The organism is Sphingomonas sp. SORGH_AS_0789 (assembly GCF_031453055.1).
Classification (GTDB): domain Bacteria; phylum Pseudomonadota; class Alphaproteobacteria; order Sphingomonadales; family Sphingomonadaceae; genus Sphingomonas.
Genome location: NZ_JAVIYV010000001.1, coordinates 3,190,136 through 3,207,101 on the forward strand (window position 1 = coordinate 3,190,136; position 16,966 = coordinate 3,207,101).

Annotated in this window: 18 protein-coding genes and 1 tRNA gene; 11 read left to right on the forward strand and 8 right to left on the reverse strand. The window is 67.1% G+C overall.

What is annotated here, in order from left to right; genetic code table 11:
* Positions 1-16: 16 nt before the first annotated feature.
* From pyrF to QE360_RS14645, 7 genes are all read right to left on the reverse strand, one after another.
* On the reverse strand, positions 17-691 hold the full coding sequence (gene pyrF, locus QE360_RS14615) for an orotidine-5'-phosphate decarboxylase (protein WP_309702631.1): 675 nt from the start codon (positions 689-691) through the stop codon (positions 17-19).
* A 7-nt stretch (positions 692-698) separates the two neighbouring features.
* Positions 699-1,019 (reverse strand): hypothetical protein, encoded by a 321-nt coding sequence (locus QE360_RS14620; protein WP_307098822.1) that lies wholly within the window; start codon positions 1,017-1,019, stop codon positions 699-701.
* A 99-nt stretch (positions 1,020-1,118) separates the two neighbouring features.
* Positions 1,119-3,401 (reverse strand): patatin-like protein, encoded by a 2,283-nt coding sequence (locus QE360_RS14625; protein ID WP_309702633.1) that lies wholly within the window; start codon positions 3,399-3,401, stop codon positions 1,119-1,121.
* On the reverse strand, positions 3,401-4,096 hold the full coding sequence (locus QE360_RS14630) for an endonuclease/exonuclease/phosphatase family protein (RefSeq protein WP_307098819.1): 696 nt from the start codon (positions 4,094-4,096) through the stop codon (positions 3,401-3,403). Before QE360_RS14630 ends, QE360_RS14625 begins: the two co-directional genes overlap by 1 nt.
* A gap of 53 nt (positions 4,097-4,149) precedes the next feature.
* Positions 4,150-4,224, reverse strand: a tRNA-Thr gene (locus QE360_RS14635).
* Between the two features lie 19 nt (positions 4,225-4,243).
* Positions 4,244-5,098 (reverse strand): hypothetical protein, encoded by an 855-nt coding sequence (locus QE360_RS14640; protein ID WP_309702636.1) that lies wholly within the window; start codon positions 5,096-5,098, stop codon positions 4,244-4,246.
* Positions 5,088-6,422 (reverse strand): replication-associated recombination protein A, encoded by a 1,335-nt coding sequence (locus QE360_RS14645; protein WP_309702638.1) that lies wholly within the window; start codon positions 6,420-6,422, stop codon positions 5,088-5,090. Before QE360_RS14645 ends, QE360_RS14640 begins: the two co-directional genes overlap by 11 nt.
* 116 nt (positions 6,423-6,538) lie before the next feature.
* Here QE360_RS14645 and QE360_RS14650 point away from each other — a divergent pair, with 116 nt between their 5' ends.
* Positions 6,539-7,153, forward strand: a complete 615-nt coding sequence (locus QE360_RS14650; RefSeq protein ID WP_309702640.1) for a PadR family transcriptional regulator — start codon at positions 6,539-6,541, stop codon at positions 7,151-7,153.
* Positions 7,150-7,440 carry a DUF2218 domain-containing protein gene (locus QE360_RS14655; protein WP_309702642.1) on the forward strand — a complete coding sequence of 97 codons (291 nt, stop codon included), beginning with the start codon at positions 7,150-7,152 and terminating at the stop codon, positions 7,438-7,440. Before QE360_RS14650 ends, QE360_RS14655 begins: the two co-directional genes overlap by 4 nt.
* A gap of 3 nt (positions 7,441-7,443) precedes the next feature.
* On the opposite strand, the gene QE360_RS14660 is transcribed toward QE360_RS14655, so the two are convergent.
* Entirely contained in the window at positions 7,444-8,589 is a 1,146-nt protein-coding gene (locus QE360_RS14660; protein WP_309702644.1) for a glycosyltransferase family 1 protein, read from the reverse strand.
* 97 nt (positions 8,590-8,686) lie between these two features.
* On the opposite strand from QE360_RS14660, the gene radA reads away from it, so the two are divergent.
* From radA to QE360_RS14705, 9 genes are all read left to right on the forward strand, one after another.
* Complete coding sequence (radA, locus tag QE360_RS14665) at positions 8,687-10,060, forward strand: DNA repair protein RadA (RefSeq protein ID WP_307104521.1); 1,374 nt, start codon at positions 8,687-8,689, stop codon at positions 10,058-10,060.
* Positions 10,061-10,158: 98 nt separating this feature from the next.
* Positions 10,159-10,713, forward strand: coding sequence for a CvpA family protein (locus QE360_RS14670; protein WP_307098809.1), 555 nt, complete (start codon positions 10,159-10,161; stop codon positions 10,711-10,713).
* A complete protein-coding gene (locus tag QE360_RS14675) occupies positions 10,710-11,141 on the forward strand; it encodes an iron-sulfur cluster assembly scaffold protein (RefSeq protein ID WP_307098807.1) in 432 nt (143 codons plus the stop codon). Before QE360_RS14670 ends, QE360_RS14675 begins: the two co-directional genes overlap by 4 nt.
* Positions 11,141-12,889, forward strand: coding sequence for a cation:proton antiporter (locus tag QE360_RS14680; protein ID WP_309702647.1), 1,749 nt, complete (start codon positions 11,141-11,143; stop codon positions 12,887-12,889). Before QE360_RS14675 ends, QE360_RS14680 begins: the two co-directional genes overlap by 1 nt.
* A 2-nt stretch (positions 12,890-12,891) precedes the next feature.
* Entirely contained in the window at positions 12,892-13,221 is a 330-nt protein-coding gene (locus QE360_RS14685) for a DUF423 domain-containing protein (RefSeq protein WP_309702649.1), read from the forward strand.
* A gap of 45 nt (positions 13,222-13,266) precedes the next feature.
* Positions 13,267-14,823 (forward strand): methionine--tRNA ligase, encoded by a 1,557-nt coding sequence (gene metG, locus QE360_RS14690; protein ID WP_309702651.1) that lies wholly within the window; start codon positions 13,267-13,269, stop codon positions 14,821-14,823.
* Positions 14,823-15,596, forward strand: coding sequence for a TatD family hydrolase (locus tag QE360_RS14695; protein ID WP_309702654.1), 774 nt, complete (start codon positions 14,823-14,825; stop codon positions 15,594-15,596). Before metG ends, QE360_RS14695 begins: the two co-directional genes overlap by 1 nt.
* On the forward strand, positions 15,593-16,357 hold the full coding sequence (locus tag QE360_RS14700; protein WP_309702657.1) for an MBL fold metallo-hydrolase: 765 nt from the start codon (positions 15,593-15,595) through the stop codon (positions 16,355-16,357). The genes QE360_RS14695 and QE360_RS14700 overlap by 4 nt, the downstream gene beginning before the upstream one ends.
* A complete protein-coding gene (locus QE360_RS14705) occupies positions 16,354-16,929 on the forward strand; it encodes a TIGR02281 family clan AA aspartic protease (RefSeq protein ID WP_309702659.1) in 576 nt (191 codons plus the stop codon). Before QE360_RS14700 ends, QE360_RS14705 begins: the two co-directional genes overlap by 4 nt.
* Positions 16,930-16,966: the final 37 nt, after the last annotated feature.

The window sequence follows — 16,966 nt, forward strand, 5'->3', positions numbered from 1 at the left end:
ACTGTCGCGAATATCGTCAAAGCGTCGCGGCGATCGCCCGCGCGGCGGCGTCGGGATCATCGGCCTGGGTGATCGGGCGGCCGATGACCAGGATCGAGGCACCGGCGTCCAGCGCGGCGCGCGGGGTCACCACGCGCTTCTGGTCGCCGACGGGACCATCCGCCGGACGGACGCCCGGCACCACGAAGAAGCCCTTGGGCCAGGCCTTGCGCACCGCCGCGACCTCGGCCCCCGAACAGACGATGCCGTCGACCCCGGACTCGGCGGCCAGATCGGCGAGGCGACGGACGTGATCGGCAGGCGAGCCGGTGACGCCGGTATCCGACAGGTCATTGGCATCGAGGCTGGTCAGCATCGTCACCGCCACCACCTTGGTACCGGTCGGCGCGGCGGCCTTGGCATCCTCCAGCATCGCGCGACCGCCGCTGGCATGGACGGTCAGGATCGCCGGGGCGAGCGGCCCCAGCGACTGGACCGCCTTGGCGACGGTGTTGGGAATGTCGTGCAGCTTCAGGTCGAGAAAGACGGGCAGCCCGATATGCGCCATCTCGCGCACGCCCCCCGCGCCGTGCGCGCAGAAGAATTCCAGCCCCAGCTTCAGCCCGCCGACATGATGGCGAACCTTGTTCGCCAGCGCCTGGGCACGGGCGAGGTCGGGGGTGTCGATCGCGACGAAGATGCGGTTGCTCATAAAGGGATCAGACCATGGGCTGGGGGGTGGCGATGGGCTGGGCGGCGACCGGGCCGGTGGCGGCATAGGCGTCGGTCTCCGCCGAAACGGCGGCCAGCGAACGCTCGGCCGCGCTCAGCCGCTGGCGAAGACGCCAGCGTGCCGCATGCTGCCAGATCAGCGTCGGGACCAGCCCCATCAGGAAGGTCAGGAACAGGAGAAGCGGTAGGTTGACGTCCGCCACCAGCCCGCCGACCAGCCGGATCGGCACGGTCGTCCAGTTCCCGATCGTGAAGGCCGCGGCCAGAAAGGCCAGCAGGCACCAGAACAGCATTTTCAGGAACTGCATGCGCTTCTCCGCGTCATTCTCTCGTCCGAACGCCCTACAGGCACCGGACATCGCTTGGCGAGGCGGGTCTAGCGGCGTTGGTCCGGCATGACCAGCCTGTCAGCCGATCTCCTGGCGAAGCGAGGCGATCAGCGGGGTGATCGCGGTCAGCCGCGCCTCCTCCTCGTCCAGGATCGCCAGGAAGGCCCGGCGCTTGAACGCGGCGACGCGGCCCGGCTTCAGCCGGATGGTGGGGGGCAGGGTGGAGATGGCGATGTCGATCATCCGCTCCGCCCCGTGCAGACGGCCCCACAGATAATCGTTCTCGCGGTAGCTGCGGCTGAAGAACGCGCCGAAGGTCAGGAACTGGATCCCCTTCAACGTCGCCTCCGCGCCGCCCGAGCGGATCGCGGTGGCATCGTCGGGGGCGATGCGATCGACCTTGATCGGATCGAACTCATCCAGCCCCTCGCCCTGGAGCAGCGGCAGGGTCGCCACGTCGAAATAGGGAAAGCCCAGATAGGTCAGCAGCAGCGTCCGTCGAGCGACGCGGGGCAGACCGGCAAAGGCCGCGGCCAGCCGTGCATCGGCCTCGCCATCGAGCCGGATCAGGTCGAACCGCGCCGCGATCCGGTCGAGCAGCGCCGCGCCATCGTCGGGCATGTTGCGAAGATCGTCTGCCCCTATGGCATCCGCGCTGCCATGCTGGCGTTCCAGATAGTCGGCGAGCGAATCGTAGATCGCGTCGCGCACCGGGGCGAGCTCGGCCTCGCTGTGATCCGCCTCCAGCTCGGTCAGCCGCCGCGCCAGCAGGCGCAGTCGCCGGATGCGATAGCCCAGGTCGAAGACGCGCAGGAAGGTCTTGGCGCCGTTGCTCGGGCCGCCGGTGAAGGAGATCGCGTCACCCTCGACGCTGCGTGCCGCGATCATCCGTTCGACCATCGCGCGCAGTCGGATACGCCGTTGCGGCCCTTCGTCGCCAATGGCGTCGGACAGCAGCGTGGTCAACGCGTCGATGACATTGGCGACCTTCAGATGCCCATAAGCGGCATAGCTGAACCCGGCCTTTGCGGCGGCGGCCGCCTGGGCGCGGACACGCCAGGATGCCAGCCGTGCGGCGGTGGGGCGGTCGAGGAAGAAGGTGCCGCCGAACAGCTGCTCGATCTCCAGCTCCACCTCTTCACGGATCGCGGCAACGATCGCCTGCATCCGGTCGATCCGCCCCGAGCGGGCGGCGATCGCCTCCAGATTGTCGCGGATGGGCTGTTGTCGGGGAAGTTCGCTGATCGCGCCGATGATCGTCTGGAAGAAGCCGGGATGGCCGCCACCGCCGGGCAGGCGGAAATGCATGCCCGGAAAGGGATCGATATAGACGAAGCGGCGATCCACCTGCCGCCGGGCCGGTCGCCGACCTAGCGCATCGATGGCGGGACGGAAGGGTGCGTTGACCAGCACTGATCCGTCGATCAGTACCGCCTTGTCCGCCGCCCCCGCCGCATGATGGCGCGGCAGGACGCGGCGCAGGAAGGTGTCGCGGCTGTCCCAGCTCTGGTCGCGGCTTTCCAGCACCCGGTCCAGCTCGCCGACCGTGAAGGGCGGGAATGCGCCGGGAAAGCTCGACGTCGCGCGCGCGGCGAACACCAGTTCCGGAATGGCCGCCAGCCTGCCGCCGCCGCTGTCGGTGAAATCGACCACCATGCGATGTTCAGTCTCCACCACCTCGCCCGGCGAATGGAGCCGCAGCCGCTGGGGCTGGCCGGTGAAATCGGTGACGGTGACGAACAGGTCAAGCGGCTGGCCGGGGGGAAGCAGGCGCTTGCCCGCCGGGGCCGCCGCCATCCGGTCGAACGCATCGAGCAGCCGGGCGGTGAAGGCATCGGCGGCGAAGGGCGGCTCGAACCAGCGCGAGCGGATGAGATGGCCGACCTTGCGTCGCACCTCCTCGCGCGTTTCCTCGTCCAGCAGGTCGAGCTTCTCGCCGCTGCGGCCCGCCGCCATCCATGCGATCGGCATCGCCCACATCTTGGAAAAGCGCGAGGTCGGCGCCGCCTCGGGCGCGATCAGCGATTCGATGTCCGCCGCCTCCAGCCAGAGGTCGGTCAGCGGATCGAGCGACTGGCCGGTCGCAAGCGCCTGCCCCAGGAAGATGCCGTTGATCCCTCCGGCGCTCGCCCCCGCGATGATGTCGGCCAGGATACGCACCCGCACGCCGCCGCGCGCCGCCATCTCGTCCAGCAGATCGTGATAGACCGCATCGACCGCCGAGGCGGGCTCGTCGCCTTCGTGCGAGGCGCGGCTGGCGCGCACGACCCGCCAGATTTCCTTGGTGATACCGTGCATATAGACGGCCAGGCTGATCCCGCCATAGCAGACCAGCGCCAGCCGCAACTCCTTCTCGCGCATCAATGCCGTCCGATCATCGCCCAGATGGGCAGATGATCCGATGCCTTGCGCGAGGTGGCCGTGGCATGAACGCCGCAATCGGCGATGCGCAATTCGGGCGATACCATGATCCGGTCCAGCCGCCCGATCGGCCGCCGGGCATGAAAGCTGGGCCCCGTCTCGGCCAGGGTGAAGTCCCGCGTGAAGTCGCGCAGACAACCGGCGGCGCGTGTCCACTCGTTGAGGTCGCCCATCATCACCGTGGGATGGCGATCGATGCAGCTCGTCAGATGCGAGATGATGGCCGCCGCCTGTCGCCGCCGCCACAACCCCGACAGGTCGAGATGCATCCCCACCACCCGCAACACCCCCGCCGTCGTGCGCAGATCGGCCATGACGGCGCCGCGCGGCTCCAGCGAGGGGAGGTGGATCGCCTCGAAATCCAGGATCTCGGTCGACTTGCGCACCAGGATGGTATTGCCGTGCCAGCCGAGCGAGCGCGCCTTCATGCCATAGACGATGGGCTTCCACGCGCTATGCTCGTCGAGCAGATGCAGCGGGATCACGCCCTCGCGCTCGCCGAAGCGGCGATCGGCTTCCTGCAACGCGATGATGTCGGCATCGACCTCGCGCAACACGTCGAGGATACGGTCGGGATTGCGGCGGCGGTCGGCGCCGATCCCCTTGCGGATATTGTAGCTCGCGACCTTGATCATTTCGCGACTGAAACGCCGCGCGGGGCGTTTGGTGCCACCCATGGTCTGGGATGTGGTGCCGGATGAGGGGATCGAACCCCCGACCTTCGGTTTACAAAACCGCTGCACTACCGCTGTGCTAATCCGGCGTTGCCGATCCCCCTAGCGTCAAGCGACGCCAAAGGTCCAGCCCTCCGTTTGCGCGATCTGCGGGGTAAGCCCCGCCGGGTGCCACAAGTCGGCTCGCGCCGCGACCTTGCGCAGCCATGCGGCGGTCAGGATCGCGTCGGTGCTGTGATCGTCATAGACGGCCAGGGGACTATGGGCCCGGCTGCCGAGATGCAGGAGTGCCGCATCCAATGTCTCGGCGCTCCGCATCTTGCTGCGACCACGAGGCCGCCCGGCGTCGCGCGCGGCGATCGTGGTATAGATCTCCACCACCGTCATGCCGGTGGGCGGCACGGGATCGAACGGCCAGATGGCGACCCGTCCGTCCAGTCGGTGCAGCAGGCGCATGCCCGAAAAGCTGGCCTTGGCGACCTGCGACGCGCCGATCGCGTCATAGACGGTCGAGGGTTTGCGGGTGCCGTCGACCGCGACCTCGCAGCGGCGCCAGTGGAGGAAATCCGCCTTTCGCCCATCGGCGGCACCGAGATAGAAATGCCGCCCCCGCCGCGCCTCGAGAAAGCTGCGCGCGCCCAGATCGGGATCGTCGCAGCTCCGCTCGACATGGGCCCAGAGCGCGCGGGCGTCGGGCGTGGCGGGATCGCCGGGAAGATGCGCGCCACGCTCGACAAAGGGGGCGGAGAAGCTGAAGTCGAAGCCGACCAGCAGCGGTTCATGCCGCCGTGCGATCAGCCATGCCGCAATGCCCTCCCGCGACCAGGCCCTTCCCGGCGGCGCGACGATGCGGGGCGTGGTGTCGCCACGACTACAGCGGGCCACCCGGATGCCGGGATGCGCCGTGCCATGCGCGCCCGACCAGTCGATCGCGACGAATTCCGCAAATCGATCAGCCTTCATCGCCGCCGCCCTGGAGCGCGCGCCGCCGCTCGTCCCACCAGGCCATGCGTTCGGCAATCCGCTTCTCCAGGCCACGGCCGGAGGGCTCGTAGAAGGGCTGGGGCGGCAGTTCGTCGGGCCAGTAATTCGCTCCCGAAAAGCCGCCATCGGCATCATGGTCATATTGATAGCCCGCACCATATCCGATTTGCTTCATCAGCTTGGTGGGCGCGTTCAGGATATTGGCGGGCGGCATCAGCGATCCCGTTTCCTTCGCGGTCCGCCAGGCCTGCTTCTGCGCCTTGTAGGCCGCATTGGATTTGGGCGCGGTCGCGCAATAGAGACAGGCTTGGACGATCGCCAGCTCGCCCTCCGGCGAGCCCAGAAACTCATAGGCATCCTTGGCCGCCAGGCACTGGGTCAGCGCCTGCGGGTCGGCCAGGCCGATATCCTCGATCGCGGCACGGGTCAGCCGACGGAGCACGTAGAGCGGCTCCTCTCCGGCGGTCAGCATACGGGCGAGATAATAGAGCGCCGCCTGCGGGTCCGATCCCCGGATCGATTTGTGAAGCGCGGAGATCAGGTTGTAATGCCCCTCGCGATCCTTGTCGTAGACGGCCACGCGGCGCTGGAGAAAGGATGACAGCCCGGCGGCGTCGAGCGGTTCGGGGAGGTCGACTGAGAACAGCGTCTCCGCCTGGTTGAGCAGGAAGCGGCCATCGCCATCGGCACTGGCGATCAGCGCCTCGCGCGCGCCGTCCAGCAGGGGCAGGGGGCGCTCCATCACCGCCTCGGCCCGCTCCAGCAATTGTTCGAGCGCGGATTGTCCCAGCCGGTGGAGGATCAGCACCTGTGCCCGGCTGAGCAGCGCGGCGTTGAGTTCGAAGGAAGGGTTCTCGGTGGTCGCGCCGACCAGCGTGACCGTGCCGTCCTCGACAAAGGGCAGGAAGCCGTCCTGCTGCGCGCGGTTGAAGCGGTGGATCTCGTCCACGAACAACAAAGTGCGCTGCCCCATCCGGGCATGCTCGCGCGCCTCGGCAAATACCTTTTTGAGATCGGCCACGCCGGAAAACACCGCCGAGATCGCGGCGTAGCGCAGGTTCACCGCGGCGGCGAGCAGACGTGCGATCGTCGTCTTGCCCGTGCCCGGCGGTCCCCAGAGGATCATCGAGGACAACCGCCCCGCCGCGACCATCCGTCCGATCGCCCCGCCGGGTCCGGTCAGATGATCCTGCCCCACGACATCCTCCAACCGCTCCGGGCGAAGACGGTCGGCGAGCGGCGCGTTCGTCGGGGGAGGAGCAGGAGAGGGGGCGGGGTCCATGCCCGCGAACAGATCGGCCATGCCTCCATGTAGGAAATGGGAATGCGATCGTCACCTCTCCGCCAAGATATATCGAAGAGCATCTTGACGCTGTTCGTGAAAGATATATCTTGATGCTATCGAAACAAGGAAGACTTATGCGACACCATCATCATCACAGGGGCGAGCATGGCGATTGCCACTCGCGCGGCCGATGGCATTTCGGGCCGCCCGATCGGGAAGGCATGTTCCGGGGGCCGCGCGGCGGCGACTGGTTCATGGGGGGCGAGCGTCCCGGCGGCGGGCGTCGTCCGCGCATGTTTGACGGCAGCGAACTCCGCCTGGTCCTCCTGCGACTGATCGCCGACGAACCGCGCCACGGCTATGATCTGATCCGCGCGATCGAGGCGCTGACCGGCGGCGCCTATGCCCCCAGTCCGGGCGTCATCTATCCGACGATCACGCTGCTCGACGAAATGGGCTTCATCGAGGAACAACAGTCCCAGGGTGCCAAGAAGCGCTTCGCCGCCACCGATACGGGGCTTGCGCATCTTGCCGAACATGCCGAACAGGTCGAGGCGCTGATCGCCCGACTGAGCGCGCTCGGCGAACATCGCGAGCGGGTCGATTCGGCACCGATCCGGCGGGCGATGGGCAATCTGCGCGTCGCGTTGGGCGAGCGGTTCGGGCGCGGTGACGTTTCGCAGGACATGCTGCACCAAGTGACCGCCATGATCGACGAACTGGCCCAGAAAGTGGAGCGACTGAAATGACCATCTCCGTCACCGGCGTACCGACCCTGTCGGCCAGCCGCTATCTCCAGCAGCTCGCCAAGCATTGGAGCCACAAGATGGAAGTGGTCTTCACCCCGGAAGAGGGCACCATCACCTTTCCCAACGGCTCGCGGCTGGAGATGCGCGCGGCCAGCGAGACGCTCGACATCGTGCTGCACGTGCCCGAAGACGGCGACACGGCCCGGATGCGCGAGGTGGTGTCGAGCCATCTCGATCGTTTCGCCTTTCGCGAGGCGCCGCTGACCTTCGACTGGCGCGACGGCTGAGCGTCAGGCCCGCTCGGCGAAAAGCAGGCGATAGGCGTCGATCACCGCCTCGTTCACCTTGTCCCACCGGTAATCGGCAACGCGGGCCTGGCCCGCCTCGCTGTACCGGCGGCGCAGGTCGGGATCGGTGGCGATCCGCTCCAGCGCGTCGGCATAGCCGGTGATGTCGCGCGCGCCGACCAGATGGCCGGTCTCGCCCTCGACCACCAGGTCCATCGCCCCGGTGGCATTGGCCGCCACCACGGGCACGCCCGCCGCCATCGCCTCGGTCGTGACGTTGCCGAAGGTCTCGGTCACGCTGGGGTTGAAGAAGATGTCCATCGACGCGACGGCCCGGCCCAGATCGTCTCCGGTCTGATAGCCTGCGAAGATCGCATCGGGCGTCGCCTTGGCGAACCAGTCCTGCGCGGGGCCCTTGCCCACGACCAGCACCTTGTGCGGCACGCCCCGGCGGCGCAACGCGGCAAGCGCCTCGGCAAAGACGTCGAGGCCCTTTTCCTTGACCAGTCGACCGAGGAAGCCGATCGCCACCTCGTCGTCGCTTATACCTAGCGAACGCCGCCATTCCAGGCTGCGGCGCGAAGGGCGGAAACGGTCGTGATCGATCCCGCGCGACCAGATGCTCATCGGCGGCGTCACGCCCCAGCCGCGCAGCAGGGCAATCATGCTGGGGCTGGGGGCGACGATGCGGTCGAATTTGTTGTAGAAGCGGGTGAGCAACCGGATGATTGCCGGTTCCAGAAAGCCGAGGCCGTAATAGGCCGGATAGGTCTCGAACCGGGTGTGCACCGATGCGAGCGAGGCGACCCCCTTGTCCCGTGCCCAGCGCACCGCCGCATGACCCAGAAATTCGGGGGCGGAGACATGGACGATATTGGGCGCGAACGCCTCCAGATCGGCGCGCACGCTGGCGGGCAGGCCACGCGCCAGCTTATAGTCGGCACGCAGCGGCATCGGGATCGACGGCACGTCGACCAGATCGCCCACCGGCGGAAAGGCCGGGGTCGAGGAGGTCGGCGAATAGACGCGCACCGCGACTCCGCGCGCGAGCAGATGGCCGACGAGCAGGTTCAGGCTCTGGTTCGCGCCATCGCGCGTGTAATTATAGTTGCCGCTGAACAGGGCGACACGAAACTGATCTGGGGTCATGGAATCCTGCCCATAGCCGGGTGACGCCCGGATGACCACTCCCGTGCACATGCTGCGCTCTGTTCCATTTACGTTCCGCCGACGCTACATGGGCGTCATGGCCAAGATCCAGAAGCGTTATGTCTGCCAATCCTGCGGATCGGTATCTTCCCGCTGGCAGGGGCAATGCCCCGACTGTTCCGAATGGAACACCATGCTGGAGGAAGCGCCGGTTCAGATGACCCCCTTTGCCGCCAAGCATAATTTGCAGGGCGGCGGACGGGCGATCCAGCTCGTCGGGCTGGACGCCGATATTCCGCTGCCCGACCGGATGGCGACCGGTATCGCCGAACTCGACCGGGCGCTCGGCGGCGGCTTCGTCGAGGGGTCGGCTACGCTGATCGGCGGCGATCCGGGGATCGGCAAGTCGACGCTGCTGCTTCAGGCGGCGGCGAAGCTGGCGATGGCGGGGCGACCGGTCGCCTATGTCTCGGGCGAGGAAGCGGCGGATCAGGTCCGGCTGCGGGCGCGGCGGCTGGGGCTGGGGCAGGCGCCCGTCCGGCTCGCGGCGGCGACCTCGGTACGCGACATCCTGACCACCCTGTCGATCGGCACGCCGCCCGCGCTCCTTATCATCGACTCGATCCAGACCATGCATTCCGACCTGATCGAAGGCGCGCCGGGCACGGTCAGCCAGGTCCGCGCCTCGGGTCAGGAACTGATCCGCTTCGCCAAGGAGCGCGGCACCGCCGTCGTGCTTGTCGGGCATGTCACCAAGGACGGATCGATCGCGGGTCCGCGCGTGCTCGAACATATGGTCGACACCGTGCTGGCCTTCGAGGGCGAGCGGAGCCACCAATATCGCATCCTGCGCGCGATCAAGAACCGCTTCGGCGGCACCGACGAGATCGGCGTCTTTTCCATGCAGACCGAGGGGCTGGCCGAGGTCGGCAATCCGTCCTCGCTGTTCCTGACCAACCGCGAGGAGGGGATGACCGGCGCGACCGTCTTCCCCGCCCTGGAAGGGACGCGGCCCGTGCTGGTCGAGATCCAGGCCTTGACAGTCCGCCTGGCCTCGGGCGCGACGCCGCGCCGGGCGGTCGTGGGATGGGACTCCGGGCGGCTGGCGATGATCCTGGCGGTGCTGGAGGCGCGGTGCGGGCTGAGCTTTTCCTCGGCTGAGGTCTATCTCAACATCGCCGGGGGATACCGCGTGCAGGACCCCGCCGCCGACCTGGCGGTCGCCGCCGCGCTCATTTCGGCGCTGTCGGAACGGCCGGTGCCCTCGACCGCGATCGTGTTCGGCGAAATCGCGCTGTCGGGCGAAATCCGTTCGGTCGCGCACGGCCCGCTGCGGTTGAAGGAGGCGGGCAAGCTTGGCTTCGAAAAGGCCATGCTCCCACGTACGATGGCCGGGGACGAGGGCGGATTGGCGATGACCGGCTTTCGAACCTTGGCCGAGTTCGTTGACCATATGCTGGGCCGGGGGTAGCGAGGGGAGGTGCCGCCCTGCCTGTCCCCGCCAGCCGGGCGGACAAGGCATTCCCGCCGGGCGCATGACGGATGGGTTGAAGAGTTGGACACCAGGCGTTGACGGCCCTTGATATTCTTGTCCTGATCGCGGTGTTCGGCGCGGCGATCCAGGGTTTCCTGCGCGGCTTCGTGACCGAGGTGCTGGCGCTGTTCGCCTGGGTCGCGATGGTCGCCGCGTTGAAGCTGTTCCATATTCCGCTGGCCCAGACCCTGACCGGCGTGGTCGGCACCGTGTCGGGCGCGGCCGTGCTGGCCTTCGCCCTGATCGTCGGCGTCACCTATCTTGGCGGGCGGCTGGTCGCACGGGCGATCGGACAGCGTACGCGGACCTCGGTGCTGGGGCCGGTCGACCGGGCGCTGGGCTTCGGCTTCGGCGCGCTCAAGGGGCTGATCCTGGCCAGCCTCGTCTTCCTGGTCGTCGCGCTGATGGTCGATACGGTCAGCGGCGGTCCCGCCCGGCGCCCCGACTGGATGGTCAAGAGCCGGACCTACAAGCTACTCAACGCCACCAGCGCCGGGATCGCCGATTTCGTCGATCGCCGCCGTCGCGGGCTTCCCGTCTTCGGCGCGCCCACCCCGCCCGCCGCCTCAAACAGCGAGACGCCGTCATGACCGCCCCCCTCTACAATGCCGAGATCCTGCGGCTGACCACCGCCATCCCGCATGACCGCCGCCTGGCCGACCCGATGGCCAGCGTCGAGCGCCGCTCGCCCATTTGCGGCAGCCGGGTGACCGTCGACGTCAATCTGGACGAGGACGGGCGGGTGAGCGAGGTGGGGATGCTGGTCCGTGCCTGTGCGCTGGGTCAGGCATCCTCGGCATTGCTGGCAGGCCATGTCGTGGGGCGCACCCCGTCCGAACTGGCGGCCGCCCGCGATCGCCTGACCGACTGGCTGGCCAGCGGGCAGGGGGATGCGCCCGACTGGCCGGGGCTCGACGTCTTTGCCCCGGCCTTGCCCTATACCGCGCGCCACCCCTCGATCCGGCTGGCCTTCGAGGCCGCCGCCGAGGCCGCGCAGGAAGCGGGAGCGCGGCGCTGATGCATGGCGAGGTCTCGCTGATCCGTGACGGCGCGATCCTGTTCGGCTTCGGTCTCGCTTTCGTTCTGATCTTCCGCCGACTGGGGCTCGGCGCGACGCTGGGTTATCTGGTCGCGGGCGCGGTCGTCGGACCGCATGTGCTGGGGCTGGTCGGCGACGCCGAGTCGAAGCTGGGCATTGCCGAGATCGGCATCACGCTTCTCCTGTTCATCGTCGGGCTGGAGCTCAACCCCGCCCGGTTGTGGCGGATGAAGCACGAGATTTTCGGACTGGGGCTGCTCCAGGTCGCCGCCTGCGGCCTGGCGATCAGCGGTATCGTCCTGCTCGCGCATTTCTCGCTGGAGGCGGCGCTGGCGCTGGGCCTGCCGCTCGCCTTGTCCTCGACCGCGCAGGTGCTGCCGATGCTCCAGTCCTCGGGGCGGTTGCGGACACCCTTTGGCGAGCGGGCCTTCTCGATCCTGTTGTTCCAGGATCTGTCGATCGTCCCGCTGATCACCATCGTCGCGGCCATGTCGCGCAATCCCGCGGATCATGCCGGGCCGCCGGGCTGGATCCTCGCGCTTGAAACGGTCGGCGCGATCATCGGGCTGATCGTGGCGGGGCGCTTCCTGCTGCGCCCGCTCTTCCGCCTGATCGGCAATATGGGCGAGCGCGAGATGTTCGTCTTTGCGGGCCTCTTTACCGTCGTCGCCAGTGCGGCCGTGATGGAACTACTGGGCCTGTCGACCGCGCTGGGCGCCTTTATCGCGGGCGTGATGCTGGCCGACAGCCCGTACCGGCACGAACTGGAGGCCGATGTCGAGCCCTTCCGCTCGATCCTGCTCGGCCTGTTCTTTCTGGCGGTCGGCATGATGCTCGATCTGCCCGCCATCGCCCAGCGGCCCGTGTTCGTCGCGGTGATGGCGCTGGCGCTGATCGCGACCAAGACCGGGGTCATCGCGCTGATCGGGCTGGCGTTCCGGATGAACTGGCGCTCCGCGCTCGCGCTGGGCCTGCTGATGAGCCAGGGCGGCGAGTTCGGCTTCGTGCTGTTCGCCCAGGCCCAGCAGGGCTATCTGATCGCGCCCGAGGCGGCGAGCCTGTTCGGCGCGATCATTACCCTGTCGATGGCGACCACGCCGTTCCTGATGCGCGCGACGCGCAGCATTCGCGAGGAACCGGTCATCACCCGGGGCGGCGAGCGCCAGGGGCCGGTGACCGACGGTGCCAACGCCCTGATCGTCGGTTATGGGCGCTTTGGCCAGACGGTCGCGCAGATGCTGATCGCCAGCGACATTCCCGTCACGCTGATCGACCGCGATATCGAGATGATCGACATCGCCGCCTCGTTCGGCGCCAAGGTCTATTATGGCGACGGCACCCGGCTGGACCTGTTGCGCCAGGCGGGCGCGGCAGAGGCCGAACTGATCCTGTTCTGCCTCGACGACGACCAGATCACGCTCGATCTGTTGGAAAGCGTCCATGCCGCCTTCCCGAATGCGGCACTGTTCGTGCGCGCCTATGATCGGCGGGCGGTGCTGCGGCTGAAGGGCGGCCCGGCCGCCTATGTGGTCCGCGAGGTGCTGGAGTCGGCGGTCAAGATGGCGCGGCTGGCGCTGGGCAGTCTCGATGTCGGCGAGGCGGAGATCGAACGGGTGGAAGCGATGTACCGCGCGCGCGACAAGGAACGGCTCGCCGCTCAGGCCGAGGCGGGCGATCTGCGCGCGGCGAACGACCGGATCATCACGCAGGACGAACGGAAGGGCTGACCATGGGATTGGTGGCGATATTGGCGGCGTTGTCGGGCGCGATCGCGATTGCGGCGGGGGCCTTCGGCGCACACCGGGCCGAGGGCGCGGCCGTCGAGTGGCTGCGCACCGGCGGCCAATATCAACTGATCCATGCCGTCGCCGCCCTGGTCGCCTTGCGCTTCGAGGCGCGCGGGGTGGCATGGGCTTTCATGATCGGGGCGGCGATCTTTGCCGGTACGCTTTATGCCATGGCCTTCGGCGCGCCGCGCTGGCTGGGGGCGATCACGCCGATCGGGGGAACGGTCCTGATCGTCGGATGGCTCTGGTTCGCCTGGACCCTGCGCGGCTGAACGCGGCGGCTTCACCTGCGCGAGGCGATGTTCTAGGGACCAGCCATGGCCGATCCATTCTATATCACCACCGCGATCCACTATCCCAATGGCCGTCCGCATATCGGCCATGCCTATGAGATGGTCGCCGCCGACGTCATCGCCCGCTTTCAGCGTCAGGCGGGGCGGGACGTGCTGTTCCAGACGGGCACCGACGAGCATGGCCTGAAAATGGCACAGGCGGCGCGTGCGCGCGGCATTTCAACGCGAGAGTTCGCCGATGAAATGTCCAGTCATTTCCATGTCATGGCGGATCGTCTTGACATTTCCTATGACCGGTTCATCCGCACCGTCGACGCCGATCACTATGCCGCGAGCCAGGCGATCTGGAAGGCGATGCAGGACAAGGGCGATCTGTATCTCGATCGCTACGAAGGCTGGTATTCGGTTCGCGACGAGGCCTTTTACGACGAGAGCGAACTGACCGTCGGCGACGACGGCATCAAGCTGTCGCCCCAGGGCACGCCGGTCGAATGGACGGCGGAGGAGACCTGGTTCTTCCGCCTGTCCAAATATCAGCAGCCGCTGCTCGACCTGTATCGCGACAATCCCGATTTCATCCGCCCCGAAAGCCGCCGGAACGAGGTGATGCGCTTCGTCGAGGGCGGGCTTTCCGACCTGTCGGTTTCGCGCACCAGCTTCGACTGGGGGGTGCCGGTGCCCGACAGCCCCGGCCACGTCATGTATGTCTGGGTCGACGCGCTGACTAATTACCTGACTGGCACCGGCTATCCCGACAAGGACAGCGAGCTGGCGCGTTTCTGGCCCGCCAATCTGCACCTGATCGGCAAGGACATCGTGCGGTTCCACACCGTCTATTGGCCCGCCTTCCTGATGTCGGCGGACCTGCCGCTGCCGCAATCGGTGTTCGGCCATGGTTTCCTGCTCCACCGGGGCGAGAAGATGTCGAAGTCGGTCGGCAATGTGGTCGATCCGATGGGCCTCGCCGATGCCTTCGGCGTCGACGCGCTGCGGTATTTCTTCCTGCGCGAGGTCAGCTTCGGGCAGGACGGTTCCTATTCGGCCGAGGCGATTGTGACCCGCGTCAACGCGGAACTGGCCAACAGCTTCGGCAATCTGGCGCAACGCACCCTGTCGTTCATCGCCAAGAATTTGGGCGGCGCCTTGCCCGAGGCGGGGCGGAGCGATCCGGCCGATGCCGTCTTGCTCGAAGAGGTGGTCGTCGCCTGCGCCGCGCTGAAGACCGCGTTCGATGATCTGGCGCTTAGCCAGGGGATTGAGGCGTGGATGCGCGGCGTCTATGCCTGCAACCAGTATATCGACGTGCAGGCGCCCTGGTCGTTGCGCAAGACCGATCCGGAGCGGATGCACGCCGTGCTGGGCACGCTGGTCCGCGCGATCCGGATGCTGGCGATCGCCATCCTGCCCGTCACGCCGCGCGGGGCGGGGCTGGTGCTCGATACGCTGGGCGCGGACGAGCGCGATCATGCCGCGATCGATGATGACGGGTGGTATGCCCGCCGTGCCGCCAATGGCGTGCCGCTGTCGCCGCCGTCCCCGGCCTTTCCACGACTGGAAATCCCGGCCGAGGCGGACGCCTGATGCTTGCCGACAGCCATTGCCACCTCAATTATAAGGGGCCGGCGGAGGATCAGGCGGTGCTGGCGCGCGCACGCGATCGCGGCGTGACCGCGATGCTCAACATCTCCACGCGTGAGAATGAATGGGATGCCGTCATCGCCACTGCCGAGCGCGAGCCCGACGTCTGGGCGACGGTCGGCATCCATCCGCACGAGGCCGATGCGCACCCCCATATCGATACCGCCAAGCTGATCGAGCGGGCGGCGCATCCGCGCGTCGTCGGCATCGGCGAAAGCGGGCTGGACTATTTCTACGACCATAGCGACCGCGCCCGGCAGCAGGCGAGCTTTCGCGCGCATATCACGGCCTGTCGCGAAACCGGCCTGCCGCTCGTCGTCCATACTCGCGAAGCGGAGAACGACACCGCCGAAATCCTGGCCGACGAGATGGGGAAGGGGGCCTATCCCGGTGTGATCCACTGCTTCACGGCGAGTGGAGATTTTGCCGACAAGGCATTGGCATTAGGTTTTTATATCTCGATCTCGGGCATCGTGACTTTCAAGAATGCCAAGGATCTGCAACAGACAGCCGCGCGGTTGCCGCTCGATCGTCTGCTGATCGAGACGGACGCGCCCTTCCTGGCGCCGGTGCCGCATCGGGGCAAGACGGGGGAGCCGTCCTTCGTCGCCGACACCGCGCAATTCCTGGCCGATCTGCGCGGGGAGTCCTTCGAGGATCTGACCCGCGCCACCGCCGAGAATTTTCATCGTCTGTTTTCGAAGACGCGGGCATGAAGCTACGCATCCTGGGGTGCGGTACATCGTCGGGCGTGCCCCGGATCGGCAACGACTGGGGCGCATGCGATCCGACCGAGCCGCGCAACCGGCGGATGCGTATGGCCGCGCTGGTCGAGCATGGCGATACCCGTATCCTGATCGATACCGGCCCCGACATGCGCGAGCAGTTGCTGGCCGCGCATGTCGCCACGGTCGATGCAGTCCTATGGACCCACGATCATGCCGATCATTGCCACGGTATCGATGACCTGCGGCAAATCTTCCATGCCCTGGGCGAGCCGGTGAGCGGCTATGCCCGGCCAGCTACCGCCGCATCGCTCGAAAACCGTTTCGGCTATGTCTTTCACGGCAAGACCGGCTATCCGCCGACCGCGACCATGACCGAATTGGGCGACAGCCTAACGATCGGCGACATTCATATCCGCACCGTGGATCAGCCGCACGGGCGGACCCGTTCGGCGGGTTTTCGGTTCGAATGCGATGGCAAGAGCATCGGCTATGCCACGGATTTCCATGAACTGACGCCGGAGATGGCCGCGCTTTACCGCGATCTGGATATCTGGATCGTCGATGCGCTGCGCCGCCATCCGCATCCCGCCCATGCCGACCTGCCATCGGTACTGGACTGGATCGCGATGCTGCGGCCGAGGCAGAGCGTGCTGATCCATATGGATCAGTCGATGGACTATGCGACCTTGCGCCGGGAACTGCCCGACGGGGTGGTGCCCGCCTATGACGGCATGGACCTGATCCCGTGACCGCCGATCGGGCCGCGGACCTCGTCTATTTTGGCCTGATCCTGCTTTTCGCGCTCAGTGCCTTGGCCGCGCGGCGCATTCCGCTGCGCCGAACCTTGCAAATGGCTCTGGCCTGGATCGCCATTTTCAGCATAGGCTTTCTGATCTTGGCGCAGCGCGACCGTTTGGCCGCCCTCTGGCCGGGCGCTGCGGCACCACAAGGCTCGGCGCATGTTGCCGTGGCCGAGGATGGTCATTTCTGGGTCATGGCGCGCATCAACGGCGTTCCGCGCCGCATGCTTGTCGACAGCGGCGCGACGACGACGGCGCTATCGGTCGCGACCGCCAAGGCGGCGGGGCTCGACCTGGCGGAAAGCCCGTTTCCGCGCATGATCGATACCGCCAATGGCACGATCACCGCTGACCATGCGACGATCCGGGAGCTGGAGATCGGGGCGATTGCGCTGGACGATGTCGGTGCAGTCGTTTCGCCAGCCTTTGGCGATCAGGACGTGATCGGCATGAACGTCCTGCGGCGCTTGAAGGGGTGGAAAGTCGACAGGGGGACCTTGGTACTCAACCCGCAAGACTGACCAATTTTTACATAATACATATTATCATACGCGAGGA

Excerpts from the sequence above, each read along its gene's own strand:
- pyrF (WP_309702631.1), bottom strand. The coding sequence starts at position 691 with ATGAGCAACCGCATCTTCGTCGCGATCGACACCCCCGACCTCGCCCGT.
- QE360_RS14620 (WP_307098822.1), bottom strand. The coding sequence starts at position 1,019 with ATGCAGTTCCTGAAAATGCTGTTCTGGTGCCTGCTGGCCTTTCTGGCC.
- QE360_RS14625 (WP_309702633.1), bottom strand. The coding sequence starts at position 3,401 with ATGCGCGAGAAGGAGTTGCGGCTGGCGCTGGTCTGCTATGGCGGGATC.
- QE360_RS14630 (WP_307098819.1), bottom strand. The coding sequence starts at position 4,096 with ATGATCAAGGTCGCGAGCTACAATATCCGCAAGGGGATCGGCGCCGAC.
- QE360_RS14640 (WP_309702636.1), bottom strand. The coding sequence starts at position 5,098 with ATGAAGGCTGATCGATTTGCGGAATTCGTCGCGATCGACTGGTCGGGC.
- QE360_RS14645 (WP_309702638.1), bottom strand. The coding sequence starts at position 6,422 with ATGGCCGATCTGTTCGCGGGCATGGACCCCGCCCCCTCTCCTGCTCCT.
- QE360_RS14650 (WP_309702640.1), top strand. The coding sequence starts at position 6,539 with ATGCGACACCATCATCATCACAGGGGCGAGCATGGCGATTGCCACTCG.
- QE360_RS14655 (WP_309702642.1), top strand. The coding sequence starts at position 7,150 with ATGACCATCTCCGTCACCGGCGTACCGACCCTGTCGGCCAGCCGCTAT.
- QE360_RS14660 (WP_309702644.1), bottom strand. The coding sequence starts at position 8,589 with ATGACCCCAGATCAGTTTCGTGTCGCCCTGTTCAGCGGCAACTATAAT.
- radA (WP_307104521.1), top strand. The coding sequence starts at position 8,687 with ATGGCCAAGATCCAGAAGCGTTATGTCTGCCAATCCTGCGGATCGGTA.
- QE360_RS14675 (WP_307098807.1), top strand. The coding sequence starts at position 10,710 with ATGACCGCCCCCCTCTACAATGCCGAGATCCTGCGGCTGACCACCGCC.
- QE360_RS14680 (WP_309702647.1), top strand. The coding sequence starts at position 11,141 with ATGCATGGCGAGGTCTCGCTGATCCGTGACGGCGCGATCCTGTTCGGC.
- QE360_RS14685 (WP_309702649.1), top strand. The coding sequence starts at position 12,892 with ATGGGATTGGTGGCGATATTGGCGGCGTTGTCGGGCGCGATCGCGATT.
- metG (WP_309702651.1), top strand. The coding sequence starts at position 13,267 with ATGGCCGATCCATTCTATATCACCACCGCGATCCACTATCCCAATGGC.
- QE360_RS14695 (WP_309702654.1), top strand. The coding sequence starts at position 14,823 with ATGCTTGCCGACAGCCATTGCCACCTCAATTATAAGGGGCCGGCGGAG.
- QE360_RS14700 (WP_309702657.1), top strand. The coding sequence starts at position 15,593 with ATGAAGCTACGCATCCTGGGGTGCGGTACATCGTCGGGCGTGCCCCGG.